We start from the raw sequence: 16558 nt of genomic DNA, 5'->3' as shown, positions 1-16558 counted from the left end.
CTCGTCCTTTCGTGACGACCGTTACGGTAACAGGCGTTACGCTGTGTGTCATGCCTCGCACCCGAGACACCGACGCGACCCGCCTCCGCCTGTCCGAGGCCGTCTTCACGACGCTCGCCGACCGGGGGCCCGTGGGCCTCACGCTGCGGGCGGTCGCCGAGAGGGCCGGGTGCACGACGGGGCTCGTCCTCCACACGTTCCCGAACAAGCAGGCCCTCCTGCTGCACGCGCGCGATGTGCTGCACGAACGCACCAGGCTCCGCGCCGACAGGGTCGAGTCCGACGCGAGCGACCCGGCGGCGGCGCTGCGGGCCGTGGTCGCAGCGGCACTGCCGACCGAGGAGGCGACCCTCGCCGAGGCCCGCGTCTGGATCGGGTTCCTGGCCGCCGCGCTCAGCGACCCAGTGCTGGTCGAGCGCCACGCGGACAACAGCGGGGCCTTCGCCGACCGGCTGGCGCGACTGCTGACGGCGGCCGACGAGGCTCGTGCCACCGAAGTCGACGCCACCGAATCCGGCGCCACCGAAGACGGCGCCGCAGGGGACGTCACCGTGCGGGCTGCCGCGCTCGCCGCAGCGGTCGAGGGAGTGTCGTCGTTGGCGGCGGGCGATCCCGAGCGATGGCCTCCGGCGCGACAACGCGCCGTGCTCGACCGGGCCGTGTCCGACGCTCTCGGCCGGCGCCTCCCCGGCTGAGCTCGGCGAGCCTGCCCCGGGTAGCACCGCCTGGTGTCGAGCCGCACGGCGCCGTGCCGCGCGGAGTCGAGTCGGCCGGCCCACGCCAGCGCCAACGCCCGCGCCCGTGTCGGCGACCGCCAGGGCGGCGATCTAGAGTCTCAATCCAGACACCTGGACGACTCGGACCGCGGCACCGACGCCGCGTTCGCGAACCGGGATACGACGGCGTGCCCGCGCCCACCGCTCCACCCACGAAAGGACGCCGCTCCACGATGACCGACACGCTCCAGACCACGCCCACGACCGAGCTGCTGACCGACGACCCGACCTGGTGGCGCCAGGCAGCCGTCTACCAGATCTACCCGCGCAGCTTCGCCGACTCGAACGGCGACGGCATCGGCGACCTGCCCGGCATCACCGCTCGCGTGCCGTATCTGACGACGCTCGGCGTCGACGCGGTCTGGCTCAGCCCGTTCTATCCGTCTGCCCTCGCCGACGGCGGCTACGACGTCGACGACTACCGCGACGTCGATCCGAAGATCGGCACCCTCGCGCAGTTCGACGAGATGATCACGGCGCTGCACGGCGCCGGCATCAAGGTGATCGTCGACCTCGTGCCGAACCACTCCTCCGACCGGCACGTCTGGTTCCAGGAGGCCCTGGCGGCGCCCGCCGGCTCGCCGGCCCGTGCCCGCTACATCTTCCGCGACGGTCTCGGCGAGGACGGCGAGCTGCCGCCGTCGGACTGGACCTCGATCTTCGGCGGCCCGGCCTGGACCCGCGTCGCCGACGGTCAGTGGTACCTGCACTCGTTCGCGAGCGAACAGCCCGACTGGGACTGGGACAACGAGGAGGTGCGCGAGGACTTCCTGACGACGCTGCGGTTCTGGTCGGATCGCGGTGTCGACGGGTTCCGTGTCGACGTCGCCCACGGTCTCGCCAAGAGCCTGCCCGAGGTGCTGCCCTCGAAGGCCGAGCTCGACGCCCTGCCGAAGGCCGACGGCGACCACCCGGTGTGGGATCGCGACGAGGTGCACGAGATCTACGCCACGTGGCGCGAGGTCTTCGACTCGTACGATCCGCCCCGCACGGCCGTGGCCGAGGCCTGGGTCGAGCCGTCGCGTCGCGCCCGCTACGCCAGCGCCGAGGGTCTCGGCCAGGCGTTCAACTTCGACCTGCTCGAGGCCGACTTCGACGCCACGGCGTTCCACGACATCATCACGTACAACCTCAAGGCGGCCGACGAGTCGGGGTCGTCGACCACGTGGGTGTTCTCGAACCACGACGTGGTGCGTCACCCGACCCGTTACGGTCTGCCGCCCCTCGCCGGGCGCGAGATCAAGCAGGGCGCCGAGTGGCTGCTCGCCGGAGGCGACGCCTCCGAGGTCGACGCCGAGCGCGGTCTGCGGCGCGCGCGGGCGGCGTCGCTCTTCATGCTCGGTCTGCCGGGCTCGGCCTACGTCTACCAGGGCGAGGAGCTCGGGCTGCCCGAGGTCGGCGACATCCCCGAGTCGCAGCGCCAGGACCCGGCGTTCTTCCGCAACCCGGGCGTCGACGTCGGTCGCGACGGCTGCCGCGTGCCGCTGCCGTGGGAGCGCACGGGCGAGTCGTTCGGCTTCGGCCCCGGCCCGGCGCACCTGCCGCAGCCGACGTGGTTCCGCGACTTCTCGGTCGAGGCCGAGGAGGGCGACCCGACCTCGACCCTGTCTCTCTACCGCGCGGCGCTCGCGGCGCGGCGCGAGCTGCAGACCGACGAGACCCTGACCTGGGAGGCGGTGGCCGACACCGGTGCCGTGGCCGGTGCGGAGCCTCAGGTGCTGCACTTCTCCCGCCCCGGCGGCTGGCACGTCGTCTGCAACTTCGGCCCGACCCCTGTGGCGATGCCGACCGGCGAGGTGCTCGTCGCGAGCGGCCCGCTGGGTGACGCCGGCGAGGGCCCTGGCAGCGGTGCCGACGCGGTGCTGCCGGGCGAGACGGCGGTCTGGCTGCGGGCGTAGGCGACCCGCGCCTCCTCGACCCGCGCCTCCTCGACCCGCGCCTCCTCGGTGGGCCTCCGGTGCGGAGAAGAGATCGCCCCGACGAGTAACCAGCTCGGCGGGGCGATCGGGGATTCATGCGGCGGCCCGAACCGGCACACATGAAGCCCTGCGGTGCCGGGATCAGGTGCGGCACCGCAAGGCAGCAAGGGGTACTTTATTGGTCCGCCGTTGGGGGGACAAAATCGATGCACCCGTCGGAACGGGGAATAGACGGGTGAATCCACCGCCGCGGGTGCCGTGACATCGCCGAGGAGGCGCGGTTCGGCATCCACTCCGACTCCGGGTATGCTTTCCGAAGCGCGTTCGCTCTGCGGCGCGTGATGGAGCCGTCGCATAGTTCGGCCTAGTGCACCACCCTGCTAAGGTGGAGTTCCCTTTGTGGGAACCGTGGGTTCAAATCCCACCGGCTCCGCTGGACCCCGTTGAGTTGTGATCTCGCCAGATCAGTTCACGGGGTCCTTCGCTTTTCCCCCGCGATGCCTGCGCTGCGCTGATCGCAGCCCGCACCGGCCCGCACCGCCCGCACCGCCGGAGGTGCGATGCTGGCCGCATGACGCACGGTCGGTTGAGGGTGCTGCTCGGGGCCGCGCCCGGGGTGGGCAAGACGTACACGATGCTCGAGGAGGGCGCGCGGCTCGCCGCCGAGGGCAGGGACGTGGTCGTGGCCGTCGTCGAGACCCACGGGCGTGCGGCGACGCAGGCCATGATCCGCGACCTCGAGGTGGTCCCGCGCAGCGTGCGGACGTACCGGGGCGTCGTGCTCGACGAGATGGACCTCGAGGCGGTGCTCGCGCGGCGACCCGAGCTGGCGCTGGTCGACGAGCTCGCGCACACGAACGCCCCCGGCTCGACGAACGAGAAGCGCTGGCACGACGTGCGGGCCCTGCTCGACGCGGGCATCGACGTCGTGTCGACGGTCAACGTGCAGCACATCGAGTCGCTCGGCGACGTCGTCGAGGAGATCACGGGTGCGCGGCAGCGCGAGACCGTGCCCGACGCGGTTCTCCGCTCCGCCGATCAGGTGGAGGTCGTCGACCTCGCCCCGCAGGCGCTCCGCGACCGGTTGGCGGCCGGCGACGTCTACCCCGCGAACCGGGTCGACGCGGCGCTGTCGAACTACTTCCGGCTCGGCAACCTCACGGCCCTTCGCGAGCTGGCCCTGCTCTGGCTCGCCGACGAGGTCGACAGCGCGCTCAAGGCCTACCGCGACGAGCACGGCATCGACAGCCACTGGGAGGCGCGCGAGCGCATCGTCGTCGCGCTCACCGGCGGGCCCGAGGGCGAGACGCTCATCCGGCGGGCCGCGCGCGTCGCCGCGAGGTCGTCGGGCGGCGAGCTGATCGCCGTGCACGTCAGCAGCCCGGACGGCCTGGCGCAGGGCGAGCCCGGCGCCCTCGCGGCCCAACGCGCCCTGGTCGAGAAGGCCGGGGGCACGTACCACCAGGTCGTCGGCTCGGACGTGCCGCGCGCCCTCGTCGACTTCGCCCGGGCGTCGAACGCGTCGCAGCTCGTGATCGGGGTCAGTCGTCGCGGGCGTCTCGCCACGGCGCTCACCGGCCCCGGCATCGGGGCGACGGTGATCCGCGAGTCGGGTCGGATCGACGTGCACATCGTCACCCACTCGGCTGCGGGCGGTCGATCGCGCCTGCCGCGGCTCGGCGGCGCCCTCTCGCCCCGCCGGGTGATCGCCGGTTTCGTGCTCGCTCTCGCGGGAGGGCCGCTGCTCACCTGGCTGCTGACGAACAACCGGACGGAGGACGGCATCGCCGGCGACGTCCTCCTCCTCCAGCTGCTCGTGCTCGTCGTCGCGGTGACCGGCGGTCTCTGGCCGGCGCTGTTCGCGGGGCTGCTGTCGGGCATCATCCTCGACGTCTACTTCATCGCCCCGATCTACAGCCTGACCATCGCTCAACCGCTGCATCTGCTGGCGGTCGTGCTCTATCTCGTCAATGCGACGCTGGTCAGCTGGGTCGTCGACCAGGCCGCGCGGCGATCGCGGGCGGCGGCCCGTGCCCTCGCCGAGACCGAGCTGCTGGCGACGATCGCTGGCAGCGTGATCCGCGGCGAGGGGGCGCTGCAGGCGGTCATCACGCGCACCCGCGAGGCCTTCGGGCTCAGCCGTGTGCGCATCGTGACCGACTCGGGCTCGGGGGAGCGGGAGCTGCAGAGCACCGGGCAGGAGGCGGTGGTCGGCCCGGTCACGCGCCTCCCGGTGGGCGACGGGACCGCTCTCGAGGTGACCGGCGACGTCACCGCGGCCGACCGGCGTCTGCTCGGCGTGGTCGCGGCGCAGGTCGAGGCGGCGCTCGAGCACTCCGCCCTCAGCCGAACGGCCGGCGAGGTCGGGCCGCTCGCCGAGGTCGACCGGATGCGCAGCGCCCTGCTCGCGGCCGTCGGACACGACCTGCGCCGACCGCTCGCCGCGGCGACGGCGGCCGTCAGCGGGCTGCGTCAGAGCGACGTGCGCTGGAGCGACGCCGACCGCGACGAGCTGCTGTCGACCGCGCACGAGAGTCTCGACTCGCTCTCGACCCTCGTGACGAACCTGCTCGACGTCAGTCGGGTGCAGGCGGGCGCTCTGGCCGTCACCCCGGCCGACGTCGACGTCGACGAGGTCGTGATGGGCGCCCTCGACGAGCTGGGGCTCGGCCCCGTCGACGTCGAGCTCTCGCTCCGTGTCGCGGTGCCGCCGGTGCGCGCCGACACCGTGCTGCTGCAGCGCGTGCTGGTCAACCTGCTCGACAACGCGCTGCGCTACTCGCCTGCGGGCGAGCGGGTGCGGATCTCGTCGAGCGTCTTCGGCGGCCGCGTCGAGATCCGGGTCGTCGACCGTGGGCCGGGTGTGCCGGCCGATCGGCGCGACGAGATCATGGTGGCGTTCCAGCGACTCGGCGACACCGACAACGCCGCGGGTCTCGGTCTCGGTCTCGCGCTCAGCAAGGGCTTCGTCGAGGCGATGGGCGGCACGCTGTCGCTCGACGACACCCCGGGCGGCGGTCTGACCATGGTGGTGTCGCTCGCCGCGGTCTCCGTCGCGCATCCTCACGGAATCCCTACGCCGGAGGCGCGGGTCGGGTCGACCGCATCGGCTACGGTCGGCGAGGAGGCACCGTGAAGATCCTGATCGCCGACGACGACCCGCAGATCCTGCGGGCGCTGAAGGTCACCCTCGGCGCGCGCGGCTACGAGATCGTCACCGCGGGCGACGGCCGGACGGCCCTCGACCTGGCCGCCACCGAGCACCCCGATCTCGTGATGCTCGACCTCGGGATGCCCCGTCTCGACGGCGTCGAGGTCATCGCGGGGCTGCGCGGCTGGTCGACCGTGCCGATCCTCGTCGTCTCGGGTCGCACCGACGCGGCCGACAAGGTCGAGGCGCTCGACGCCGGAGCCGACGACTACGTGACGAAGCCGTTCGCCATGGAGGAGCTGCTGGCGCGCATCCGGGCGCAGACCCGGCGGCTGCCGAGCGGAGCCGACGACGAGCATCCGGTGACGACGTTCGGCGACGTGCGCGTCGACCTGTCGGCGAAGACCGTCGAGCGGGGCGCGAACCGCGAGCCGGTGCGGCTCACCCCGACCGAGTGGAAGATCGTCGAGCTGCTGCTGCACAGCCCGGGCAAGCTGATCACGCGCGAGACGATCCTCACGCAGGTCTGGGGCCCGTTCCACGCGAAGGACACCGGCTACCTCCGCCTCTACTTCGCCCAGCTGCGCAAGAAGCTCGAGCCCGTGCCCGCGTCGCCCCGCTACCTCGTGACCGTGCTCGGCATGGGCTACCGCTTCGAACCCGACGAACCGCAGTCCTAACGGAATCCCTACGCTCGAGCCCCTCTGAGCAGCCGATCGCACGCCTAACGTGTGATCACGCGTGCTTCGGCCTCGGAGCGTGCGATCGGAGGGTCCGCCGTGTCCACAGTGTCTGAGAGAAGCGGTCGCGACGGCGATGCGCTCGAACCGCAGCCGACGCGACCGGATGACTCGCGCCTCCGGAACTGGCTGCTCGACGGGCTGACCGAGAACTCGGGCGCCCACCAGGGGCCCCACGCCGAGAAGGTCGAGAAGACGCATTCGTGGTGGCGCGTCATGTGCCTGACCGGCGTCGACTACTTCTCGACCCTCGGATACCAGCCCGCCATCGCCGCGGTCGCCGCCGGTCTGCTGTCGCCGTTGGCGACCATCGTGCTCATCGCGCTCACGCTGCTCGGCGCGCTGCCCGTCTATCGCCGGGTCGCCCGCGAGAGCCCCCGCGGCGAGGGCTCGATCGCGATGCTCGAGCGGCTGCTGCCCTGGTGGGGCGGCAAGCTGTTCGTGCTGGTGCTGCTGGGCTTCGCGGCGACGGACTTCATGATCACCATCACGCTGTCGGCTGCCGACGCGACCGCCCACGCCGTCGAGAACCCGTTCACGCCCGAGTGGTTCCACGGGGCGGAGGTGCCGATCACGCTGTTCCTGATCGCGCTGCTGGCCGCCGTGTTCCTCCGCGGGTTCAAGGAGGCGATCGGCATCGCCGTGGTGCTCGTCGGGGTGTTCCTGACGCTGAACCTCGTCGTCATCGCGGTGTCGATCTTCCATGTCGCCGAGAACACCGTCGTGATCGGCAACTGGTGGCAGGCGCTCACGGTGCAGCACGGCAACCCTCTGGTGATGGTAGGGATCGCGTTGATCGTGTTCCCGAAGCTCGCGCTCGGCCTCTCCGGATTCGAGACCGGCGTCGCCGTCATGCCGCAGATCACCGGCGACGCGACCGACACCGCCGAGCGACCCACAGGTCGCATCCGCGGCGCCCGCCGCCTGCTGACCACCGCGGCGATCATCATGAGCTCGTTCCTCATCCTGTCGAGCTTCGTCACGACCCTGCTGATCCCTCAAGAGCAGTTCCAGGCAGGAGGCGCGGCGAACGGCCGCGCACTGGCCTACCTCGCGCACGAGTACCTCGGTAACGGCTTCGGCACGATCTACGACATCAGCACCATCTGCATCCTGTGGTTCGCCGGGGCCTCGGCCATGGCCGGCCTGCTGAACCTCGTGCCGAGGTACCTGCCCCGCTACGGCATGGCGCCGCAGTGGGCGCGCGCGGTGCGCCCGCTCGTGCTCGTCTTCACCGTCGTGGCGTTCATCATCACCATCGTGTTCGACGCCGACGTCGACGCCCAGGGCGGGGCCTACGCGACGGGGGTGCTCGTGCTGATCACCAGCGCCTCCGTCGCGGTCACCCTGTCGGCTCGGCGCGCACGCCAGTCGAAGCGCACGATCGGCTTCGGCGCCATCGCCCTGGTCTTCGTCTACACGACCATCGTCAACGTCGTCGAGCGGCCCGACGGCGTCAAGATCGCGGCGATCTTCATCGTGGGCATCATGGCCGTGTCGCTGTTCTCGCGGGTGCGCCGGTCGTTCCAGCTGCGGGCGACTTCGATCTCGTTCGACGACACCGCGCTCGGGTACGTGCGCGAGGACGCCGACGAGTACGGGTCGATCCGCGTGATCGCGCACGAGCCGGGGCGAGAGGTCGCCGAGATCTACAAGAAGAAGCTCAGCGCTGAGCGGCGGTACAGCGGCATCCCGCAGCGCTCGCCGGTCATCTTCCTGGAGGTGCACCCCGGCGACTCGTCGGACTTCGAGGAGGACCTCGTCGTCACCGGCTGCGTCGTGCACGGGTACCGGGTGCTGCGTGTGACGAGCGGCGCGGTGCCGAACACGATCGCGTCGGTGCTGCTGGCGATCCGCGACGAGACGGGCGTCGTGCCCGACATCTACTTCGAGTGGACCGAGGGCAGCCCGTTGTCGAACATGGGGAGGTTCCTGGTGACGGGCGCCGGCGAGGTCGCACCCGTCACCCGCGAGGTCCTGCGCCAGGCCGAGCCGCACCGCTCGCGCCGCCCCGACGTGCACGTCAGCTAGCCCCGCGCGAGGCGCTCTGCGCTCGCCACGCCCCGGCCCGGCCCCGCCTCGCTCGCCCCACCCCGGCTCGCCCCGCCCCGGCTCGCCCCGCCCCGGCTCGCCCCGCCCCGGCTCGCCCCGCCCCGCCCCGCCCCGCGATAAACCGCGTTCGCGAAGATGAACCGCGATAGATCGCAGTTCATCTTCGCGAACGCGGTTCATGACGTCATGCCCGTGAAGCGCCGACGGGCGATGCGAGCGGCGGCGGTCACGCGACGAGGGTCGAGCGGCACCCCGGCTGAACGAAGCAGTCCGACGAGCCTCTCGGGCTGGACGAGGTCGATGTACTCGCAGTGCACGACGACGCGGATCGCAGGGTCACCGAGGAGGCGCCGGTCCCGCCGACTCCGCTCCCGCAGGACGTCTGCCGGTCGCCGTCCCTGCAGCATCTCGGGGTCGGTCAGCTTGGCGTGGCCGTCGAACTCGATGGCCACTCCGAGCTCGGCCAGGAAGGCGTCGCATCGCCCGGCGAAGCGGCCCCGATCTCTGCAGACCCGTTGCAGCTCGACGTGCGACAGGCCCAGTTCGAACAGGACGACGCGCAACAACGACTCCCCGGCGCTCTCGGCCAGGGGCGACGCGAATTCGAGGACGCGTCGCGCAGAGCGGTTGCCGGGATGCGACGGAGGGCCCAACCGGCCGAGCAGATCGGCTCGCCGCGAATCGAGGGCTCGGACGACCACCGGGTCCAGTGGTCGATCGACGTGGGGCAGGACGAGCCGCCGCAGGACGGCGTCGACGCAGAGCACCGCGTCGGCGAACGACGCCGTCCGTGCGACGTCGACCGCGGTCCGTTCGATGGTCGTGAGCCGCAGCCCATCATCCACGACCTGGTCGTCGGGTGTCACCATGCCGGGACGCCGCAGGAGGTGCGTGGACCTGCTGGTCGTCGAGCGTCTCGGGTCGAACACGGTCACCACGTCGCCGTAGTCGTCGTGCACGCGAGGCAGGCCCCATACGGCCGCGGCGGTGTGGTGTCCGATGACGCACCGTTCGTCGAGGCCGGCGGTCACGGCTCGGGTGAGGACCACATGCCGTCCGCGCGCGTCGAGTCCGCTCCAGACGTCTGCTGCGACGTAGACGCCCCTGTGGATGCGGATGAGATCGCCTCGCAGCGCACTCAGCTGGAGGCGCCGCTGCTCTCGCGTCCCGGCGCCATGGCCGGCGGCGTAGACGATCGGGCAGCGGCGGGGGTCTGTCGGGGTCATGCACCGATCGTGGCGACCCGGAGTCGCCAGGCCGGCTCGCGCCTCCTGGGCTGTGTACCGAGAGGGGCGGAACGCCGGTGTGGAGGAGTCGTCTCGTCGGCCTGTGAGCCGCGATGAACCGCGTTCGCGAAGATGAACCGCGATAGATCGCAGTTCATCTTCGCGAACGCGGTTCATCGCTGGGGCGGGGCGGGGCGGGGCGGGGGGGGGCTGGGTGGCAGGGCGGGGTGGCGCGGCGCAGGCGCGGGCCGGGGCGGCAGGGCGCGGGCCGGGGCGGCAGGGCGCGGGCCGGGGCGGCAGGGCAGCGCGGGGTACGGCGGGCGGCCCGACCGCTCAGCTTGGCCCTCGCGCGCGCCGCTGCTGTACATCTGGATCAATGACCGATCCCCGCTCCCTGCCCTACCCCCTCGGCGTCACCCCGCTGCCCGAAGGCGGCGCGCACGTCGCCGTGTACTCCGAGACCGCCGACCGCATCTGGTTCTGCCTCTTCGACGACGCCGGCACCGAGACGCGCTTCGAGCTCGACGCCCGCACCGGTCACGTGTTCCACACCGTGGTCGAGGAGGCGCGGGTCGGCTCGCGCTACGGCCTCCGTGTCGCAGGCCCCTGGGACCCTGCGAACGGCGTCCGCCACAACGAGAACAAGCTGCTGCTCGACCCCTACGCGACCGCCCTCGACGGCACGTTCGACTGGGGTCAGGCCGTCTTCGGCCACGACATGAACGAGCCCGAGACGCGCGACGACACCGACTCGGCCCCCGCCATGCCGCGCAACGTCATCGCCGACCGCGACTTCGACTGGGGCGACGACGAGCGCCCGCTGACGCCGATGGAGGACACCGTCGTCTACGAGGTCCACGTCAAGGGCTTCACGAAGCAGCACCCCGACGTGCCCGAGGAGATCCGCGGCACCTACGCCGGCATGGGTCACCCGGCCGCGATCAAGCACTTCACCGACCTCGGCGTCACCGCGGTCGAGCTGCTGCCGACGCACCAGTTCGTGCAGGACAGCCACCTCGAGGAGAAGGGCCTCCGCAACTACTGGGGCTACAACTCCATCGGATTCTTCGCCCCGCACGACGAGTACGCCTCGAAGGCCGCCGGCACCCGCGGCGGTCAGGTGGCGGAGTTCAAGCAGATGGTCAAGGACCTGCACGCGGCCGGTCTCGAGGTGTGGATGGACGTCGTCTACAACCACACCGCCGAGGGCAACCACATGGGCCCGACCATCTCGTTCAAGGGCATCGACAACGCCGCCTACTACCGCCTGGTCGAGGGCGACGAGGGCAACTACTTCGACACCACCGGCACCGGCAACAGCCTGAATGTCAGCCACCCCGCCGCTCTCGGTCTGATCATGGACAGCCTGCGCTACTGGGTCACCGAGATGCACGTCGACGGCTTCCGCTTCGATCTCGCGACGACGCTGACCCGTCAGGGCGGCGAGGCCAGCGAGCACAGCGCGTTCCTGACGCTGATCCACCAGGACCCGGTGCTGCGAAGCGTCAAGATGATCGCCGAGCCGTGGGACACCGCCGGCTACCAGGTGGGCGGGTTCCCGGCCGACTGGTCGGAGTGGAACGGCAAGTTCCGCGACGACGTCCGCGAGTTCTGGAACGGCGAGCCCGGCGTGCTGTCGACGTTCTCCGACCGCGTGCTCGGCAGCCCCGACGTCTACGAGGCCGACCGCCGGTCGCCGCTGTCGAGCGTCAACTTCGTCACCGCGCACGACGGCTTCACGCTCGCCGACCTGACGAGCTACGCCGAGAAGCACAACGAGGAGAACGGCGAGGACAGCCAGGACGGCGAGAGCGACAACAAGTCGTTCAACGGCGGCGCCGAGGGCCCGACCGACGACCCCGCGGTGAACGAGTACCGCGACCGTCAGCGCCGCAACTTCCTCGGCACGCTGCTGGTCAGCGCCGGGGTCCCGATGATCCTCGGCGGTGACGAGATCGCCCGCAGCCAGGGCGGCAACAACAACGCCTACTGCCAGGACAGCGAGATCTCGTGGTTCGACTGGGAGCGCGCCGACCGCGACCTGCTCGCGTTCACGACCGAGCTCATCACGCTCCGCCGCGAGAATCCGGCCCTCCGCCCCGACTGGTTCCGCTACGCGCCCGAGGTCGAGAGCGACGACCACGTGCAGGTGCGTCGCGCCGACGACCACTCGTTCACGAGCGGCGACTGGCAGCAGGGCGAGAACAAGGCGATCACGTTCGTGCTGACCCACAAGGACGCCGACGCGTTCGCCTACCTCGTCAACGGCTCGACGGCCGTCGTCGAGTTCAACGTGCCCGACGCGCCCCACGGCGAGTGGGAGCTCGCGCTGTCGAGCGACCCCGGCCAGCAGGTCGAGGGCGCCGTCACGACGCTGCTCGTCCGCGACGCGAGCTTCACCCTGCTGCGGAGCCGCGCCTCCTAGGCACGTGCCGCACCGCGCCTCCTCGGCCGCCGGTCAGGAGGCGCGGTGCCGGTGCCGCCCGCACGTCGCGACCTGGCGGTTCAGGAGGCGCGGTCCGGCCTCCGAGGGCGGTCGTAGCGACGTCGGAGGCCGACACGCAGAAGGGCCCGCGCCGCCGGTCGGCGGAATGGGCCCTTCGTGTCGTGCGGGGTCAGGCGGAGGCGAGCTCCGACCGGGTGCCGCGCAGGAAGTCGGCGTAGGTGGGCTCGCTCGAGGCGGCGGGCGTCTCGGGCTGCGAGGCGAGCGCGGTGGAGGCGCGGCGGCGCTTCGGGTACGCGGTGATGCGCACGGCCGAGACGCCGACCTCGCGGCGGTAGAAGCTCTCGCTCGACGTGTCGACACGGCTGCGGATGTGCGCGACCAGCGCCTCGTGCGAGAGGCGCTCGAGGGATGCGGCGCTCATCGGGCGTCCGCCGCGAAGAGGGCGGCCAGGTCGAGCGGCTGGGTCTCGGCCAGGTCGAGGACGGCGGGGGAGGAGATCGAATCGGGGGTGGAGATCATGGTTCAACTCATTTCTGGTGTCCCTGTGGTCACCGTGAGGGGAACTGGTGTCGCACCGCCGTGAACCGGTGCACCGTCACTCTCGCACCGGCTCCGAGGGTCGTCCAGTCGCCGACGGAGTCCGTTCGCATCATGGACAACGGGGTTCGTCGGCTGTCTCCGCCGGTGCCGAAGGGGCGGGCCAGCGTCAGCTCCGCCGCCCGACGAGGGCCTCGCCGAGGCGCTCGGTCTCGTCGTGGTCGACGACCAGCGCGACGCCGTCGAGCGACGTGAGGGGCGCGATCTGCCGACCGCTGGAGACCAGCCAGAGCGCGTCGGCCCGACGCACCTGCTCGAGCGTCAGCAGCGCGTACTCGACGGTCACTCCGCGTCGTCCGAGTGCGTCGAACGCGGCCGCCTGGGTCGTGCCGGCGAGGATCCCCTGGTCGGTGCGCGGCGTCACGTACCGGTCGCCGAAGCGGGCGATCAGCGAGGCGGACGGACCCTCGAGCGCGTAGCCGTCGCTGCTGACGAAGAGGACGTCGTCGGCACCGCGGCGGGCGGCCTCGCGCAGCACGCTCTTGTTGACGGCGTACGACAGCGTCTTGGCCCCCTGCAGCAGCCACGGCGACGTCTCGGCCACGTCGTGCCGGTAACCGCGGTCGAGCGAGACCACCGAGATGCCCTGTCGGCGCTCGGGCGCGGGGTCGTCCATCACGGCGGTCCGCACCCAGGCGGTGGGGGTGCCGTCGCCGCCTTCGATGCCCCGGGTGACGACGAGCTTCTGCAGCAGGAACGGAGCCGGCTCGTGCGCGGCGGCCGAGGCGAGACACGCGGCGCGGAAGACGTCGAGGTCGAGCTCGGGCAGATCGAGCATGGCGGCCGACCGCGCCAGGCGCAGGAGATGCGGCTCGAGCGCCTGCACCGCCCCGTCGACGACGCCCAGGCCCTCGAAGACGCCGTCGCCTCGGGTGACCCCGAGGTCGGTGACGTGGATCGTCATGCTGTCGGGGTCGACGAGCCGGAAGCCGACGTCGCCGGGGCCCCGGGGCGGCGTGCCCCGCATCGGCCGGTCGACGACGACGAGGGAGGCGGGGGGCAGGTCGGACACGGCGGTTCTCCTCGGTCGGCGGCGGTGGCGCTGGTGGTGGCGGCGGAGGCGCGGGTCAGCCGCTGAGGGGGTGCGACGCCTCGTTCGACGTGCCGGCGGCGAGTCCGCCGACGAACTCGCGCAGGGTCTCGTCGGCCGTGCGGGTCGGAGCCCAGCCCAGCTCGCGACGGGCCTTCTCGGTCGACATCGCCGGGATCTTCGCGGCGATGTCGAGCCAGCCGGGCTCGGTCGGCTGGAGGCGCAGCAGCCAGGTCACGAGCGCGGCGGTGCGCAGCACCCGGTAGGGCACGGGCACGACGCGGCTGCCGAACGCCTCGGCGATCGAGTACGAGTCGACGAGGGGCTCGGCAGCGAGGTTGAACGCGCCCCCTGCCCGCCGGTCGATGGCGCGCCAGAAGGCGTCGGCGACGTCGTCGGCGTGCACCACCTGCGAGACGAAGCGGGGCGACAGCGGCAGGAACGGCGGTCGGAACCGGCTGAGCCAGGTGGTCGGCACCCAGCGCCCGGCGAAGAGCCCGACGATCTCGCGCGCCGCCGCGGCCTGGAACACCAGCCCGGGGCGCATCCGCGTCACGACGACGTCGGGGTGCTGCCGCGAGAACCCGTCGAGCACGCTCTCGTTCGTCGCCTTGTACGACGAGTAGCTCGAGTGCCGCACGCCGCGCGTCTTGTACGACTCGTCGACCCGGCGCCCCTTGGGGCCGCGGCTGTAGGCGCCGACCGAGCTGGCGATCAGCACGTGCGGAACCCGGGCGCGCACGACGGCATCGAGGACGTGGGAGGTGCCGGTCACGTTGGTCCGGTACATGGCGTCGCGATCGTGGCTGGGCTGCAGCGCCCACCCGAGGTGGACGACGGCGTCGGCCCCGGCGAACGCGGCGGCGAGCTGCTCGGGGGCGGCGTCGTCGCCGATGTCGATGCCGAACCAGGTGACGTCGCCGTAGGGCGGCGAGGCCGAGCGCGGCCCGCGGCGTGCGACACCGGCGAGCTCGGTCACGCGGGGCTCGGCCTGCAGGCGTCTGAGGAGGGCCGTGCCCAGATTGCCCGTGGCTCCGACGACGACCACGCGCATGCGGGCTCCTCCTGGTTGTGCGACAAGGGGTGCGGGCGCTGCCCGCGTGTGCTGCGAGCGTACGCCAAGGGGCTGGACGGCCGGGGTGCCGGGCCCGCCCGCGGGCCCTCCGGTCGTCATCGTCATGCGGCTCGTGTCAGTCGCGCGGCGGCCCGGCTTCCGCGGCGATCCGCTCGACCGTGTCGCGATCGAGTGAGAAGACCTCGTCGCCGTCGTGGGCGTCGTACACCCGCACGACCGTCGATCGGACGCCGCCGACGTGCCCGCCGCCGGGCTCGACGTCCATGGGCTCGATGTCCACGACGACGAAGCCCGACCCGCGCACGGCGCGCTCCGTGCCCTCCGGCGCCGCGACGTCGGTGTCGTTGGCGACCCCGGGGGCCACGATGACGGGCACGCCGGCGAGGTCGCCGACGATGTGGTGGTGGTAATGGCCGGCGAGCACGACCCTGACGTCGGTTCCGTCGATGACCGCAGCCAGCGCCTCCGGAGCGCGGAGGGCCAGGGCCTCGTGCAGCGTGGTCGGTGCGGGCAGCGGCGGGTGGTGCAGCACCAGCACGGTGCCCCGCGCGGCGGGGGTCGCGAGCAGATCGCGCAGCAGATCGAGCTGGCGCGGGCGGAGGTCGCCGTAGCCGGCGCCCGGCACCGAGGTGTCGAGCCCGATCACGCGCCAGCCGTCGACCTCGACGACGCGGTCGAGCGGCGCATCGGGGTCTCCGCCGAACACCTCGGCGAAACCCGCCCGCAGATCGTGGTTGCCGGGCACCAGCGCGACGGCCGCACCCCGTGGCGCCGCCCAGGAGTCGAGCCGACCGCGCAGCAGACGGTAGGAGGCGCTGCTGCCGTCGTCGGACAGGTCGCCCGACCCGACGAGCAGTCGCACCCCCTCGACCCGCCCCGCCTCGGCCAGCACCCGGTCGAGCGCCGCAGTGGTGTCGACGACGCCCTGGTGCAGGGTGCCGTCGCCGGTCAGGTGGGAGTCGCTGACATGGACGAGGCGGAGGGCCCCCGGCGCGAGTGGCTGCATGAGGTCAGCGTAGAGACGGCCGCCGACATCCGATCGCGACGGGCCGCGACGCGGGCGAGCGGGGTCAGTGGGCGAAGTCGTCGGCCGGGGCGAGGCGGGCGTCGACGCGGCGGCCGAGCTCGTCGAGCACGGCCGTCACCTCGGCCCACTGCGTGCAGGTCGGGGTGTTCGGCTCGACGTACAGGCCGTAGAACCAGCGCGGCAGCGCGAGCACCTCGACGAGCACCGTCTCGCTGCGGTCGAAGAACTGGGTGCGGTCGCGGCGCAGATCACCGGCGGTGAGCCGCTCGCCGGTCACGTGGTGGAACCCGGCGCGTCGCAGCGCCCGCGCCGTCAGTCGTGCCGACAGCCGGGGCGACGCCTGGCGGGTGGCCCGGTCGCCGACCACCGCGCGCACGTGCGCGAACACGAGCTCGGCGTCGTGCACGGCGTGCGGGCCGTCGCCGGGCGAGGTGCTCATCGTGTCACTGTGCCACCCGGCGCCGAGCCCGACGAGGCCCAGTTCGGGTCGCCCCCGGACGGGAGTCGCGGATGAGGACG

12 protein-coding genes and 1 tRNA gene are annotated in these 16558 nt (G+C 72.2%); 7 read left to right on the top strand and 6 right to left on the bottom strand.

The window, feature by feature from the left end:
- Positions 1–50: 50 nt before the first annotated feature.
- The 6 genes from IFT51_RS08895 to IFT51_RS08870 all read left to right on the top strand — a co-directional run bounded on the left by IFT51_RS08895 (position 51) and on the right by IFT51_RS08870 (position 8617).
- On the top strand, positions 51–695 hold the full coding sequence (locus IFT51_RS08895) for a TetR/AcrR family transcriptional regulator (protein ID WP_192060731.1): 645 nt from the start codon (positions 51–53) through the stop codon (positions 693–695).
- A gap of 254 nt (positions 696–949) precedes the next feature.
- Positions 950–2674 (top strand): glycoside hydrolase family 13 protein, encoded by a 1725-nt coding sequence (locus IFT51_RS08890; RefSeq protein ID WP_192060730.1) that lies wholly within the window; start codon positions 950–952, stop codon positions 2672–2674.
- Between the two features lie 364 nt (positions 2675–3038).
- A tRNA-Ser gene (locus tag IFT51_RS08885) sits at positions 3039–3128 on the top strand.
- 138 nt (positions 3129–3266) lie between these two features.
- A complete protein-coding gene (locus IFT51_RS08880; RefSeq protein ID WP_192060729.1) occupies positions 3267–5831 on the top strand; it encodes an ATP-binding protein in 2565 nt (854 codons plus the stop codon).
- On the top strand, positions 5828–6526 hold the full coding sequence (locus IFT51_RS08875) for a response regulator (protein WP_192060728.1): 699 nt from the start codon (positions 5828–5830) through the stop codon (positions 6524–6526). The genes IFT51_RS08880 and IFT51_RS08875 overlap by 4 nt, the downstream gene beginning before the upstream one ends.
- A gap of 99 nt (positions 6527–6625) precedes the next feature.
- On the top strand, positions 6626–8617 hold the full coding sequence (locus IFT51_RS08870) for an amino acid transporter (RefSeq protein WP_192060727.1): 1992 nt from the start codon (positions 6626–6628) through the stop codon (positions 8615–8617).
- A gap of 197 nt (positions 8618–8814) precedes the next feature.
- Here the strand turns inward: IFT51_RS08870 and IFT51_RS08865 are convergent, their stop codons facing one another.
- On the bottom strand, positions 8815–9864 hold the full coding sequence (locus IFT51_RS08865) for a hypothetical protein (protein WP_192060726.1): 1050 nt from the start codon (positions 9862–9864) through the stop codon (positions 8815–8817).
- Positions 9865–10240: 376 nt separating this feature from the next.
- On the opposite strand from IFT51_RS08865, the gene glgX reads away from it, so the two are divergent.
- Complete coding sequence (gene glgX / locus IFT51_RS08860; RefSeq protein WP_192060725.1) at positions 10241–12289, top strand: glycogen debranching protein GlgX; 2049 nt, start codon at positions 10241–10243, stop codon at positions 12287–12289.
- 190 nt (positions 12290–12479) lie between these two features.
- On the opposite strand, the gene IFT51_RS08855 is transcribed toward glgX, so the two are convergent.
- The 5 genes from IFT51_RS08855 to IFT51_RS08835 all read right to left on the bottom strand — a co-directional run bounded on the left by IFT51_RS08855 (position 12480) and on the right by IFT51_RS08835 (position 16478).
- Complete coding sequence (locus tag IFT51_RS08855; RefSeq protein ID WP_192060724.1) at positions 12480–12731, bottom strand: hypothetical protein; 252 nt, start codon at positions 12729–12731, stop codon at positions 12480–12482.
- Positions 12732–13016: 285 nt separating this feature from the next.
- Positions 13017–13919: an aminodeoxychorismate lyase gene (locus tag IFT51_RS08850; protein ID WP_192060723.1), complete on the bottom strand. Its 903-nt coding sequence runs from the start codon at positions 13917–13919 to the stop codon at positions 13017–13019.
- Between the two features lie 55 nt (positions 13920–13974).
- Entirely contained in the window at positions 13975–14991 is a 1017-nt protein-coding gene (locus IFT51_RS08845; RefSeq protein WP_192060722.1) for an NAD-dependent epimerase/dehydratase family protein, read from the bottom strand.
- 136 nt (positions 14992–15127) lie between these two features.
- Positions 15128–16018 (bottom strand): metallophosphoesterase, encoded by an 891-nt coding sequence (locus IFT51_RS08840; RefSeq protein ID WP_192060721.1) that lies wholly within the window; start codon positions 16016–16018, stop codon positions 15128–15130.
- Between the two features lie 64 nt (positions 16019–16082).
- Positions 16083–16478: a hypothetical protein gene (locus IFT51_RS08835; protein WP_192060720.1), complete on the bottom strand. Its 396-nt coding sequence runs from the start codon at positions 16476–16478 to the stop codon at positions 16083–16085.
- Positions 16479–16558 lie beyond the last annotated feature (80 nt).

The organism is Frigoribacterium sp. CFBP 13712 (genome assembly GCF_014842255.1).
Classification (GTDB): domain Bacteria; phylum Actinomycetota; class Actinomycetes; order Actinomycetales; family Microbacteriaceae; genus Frigoribacterium.
This window is presented reverse-complemented; position numbering and strand designations above follow the sequence as displayed.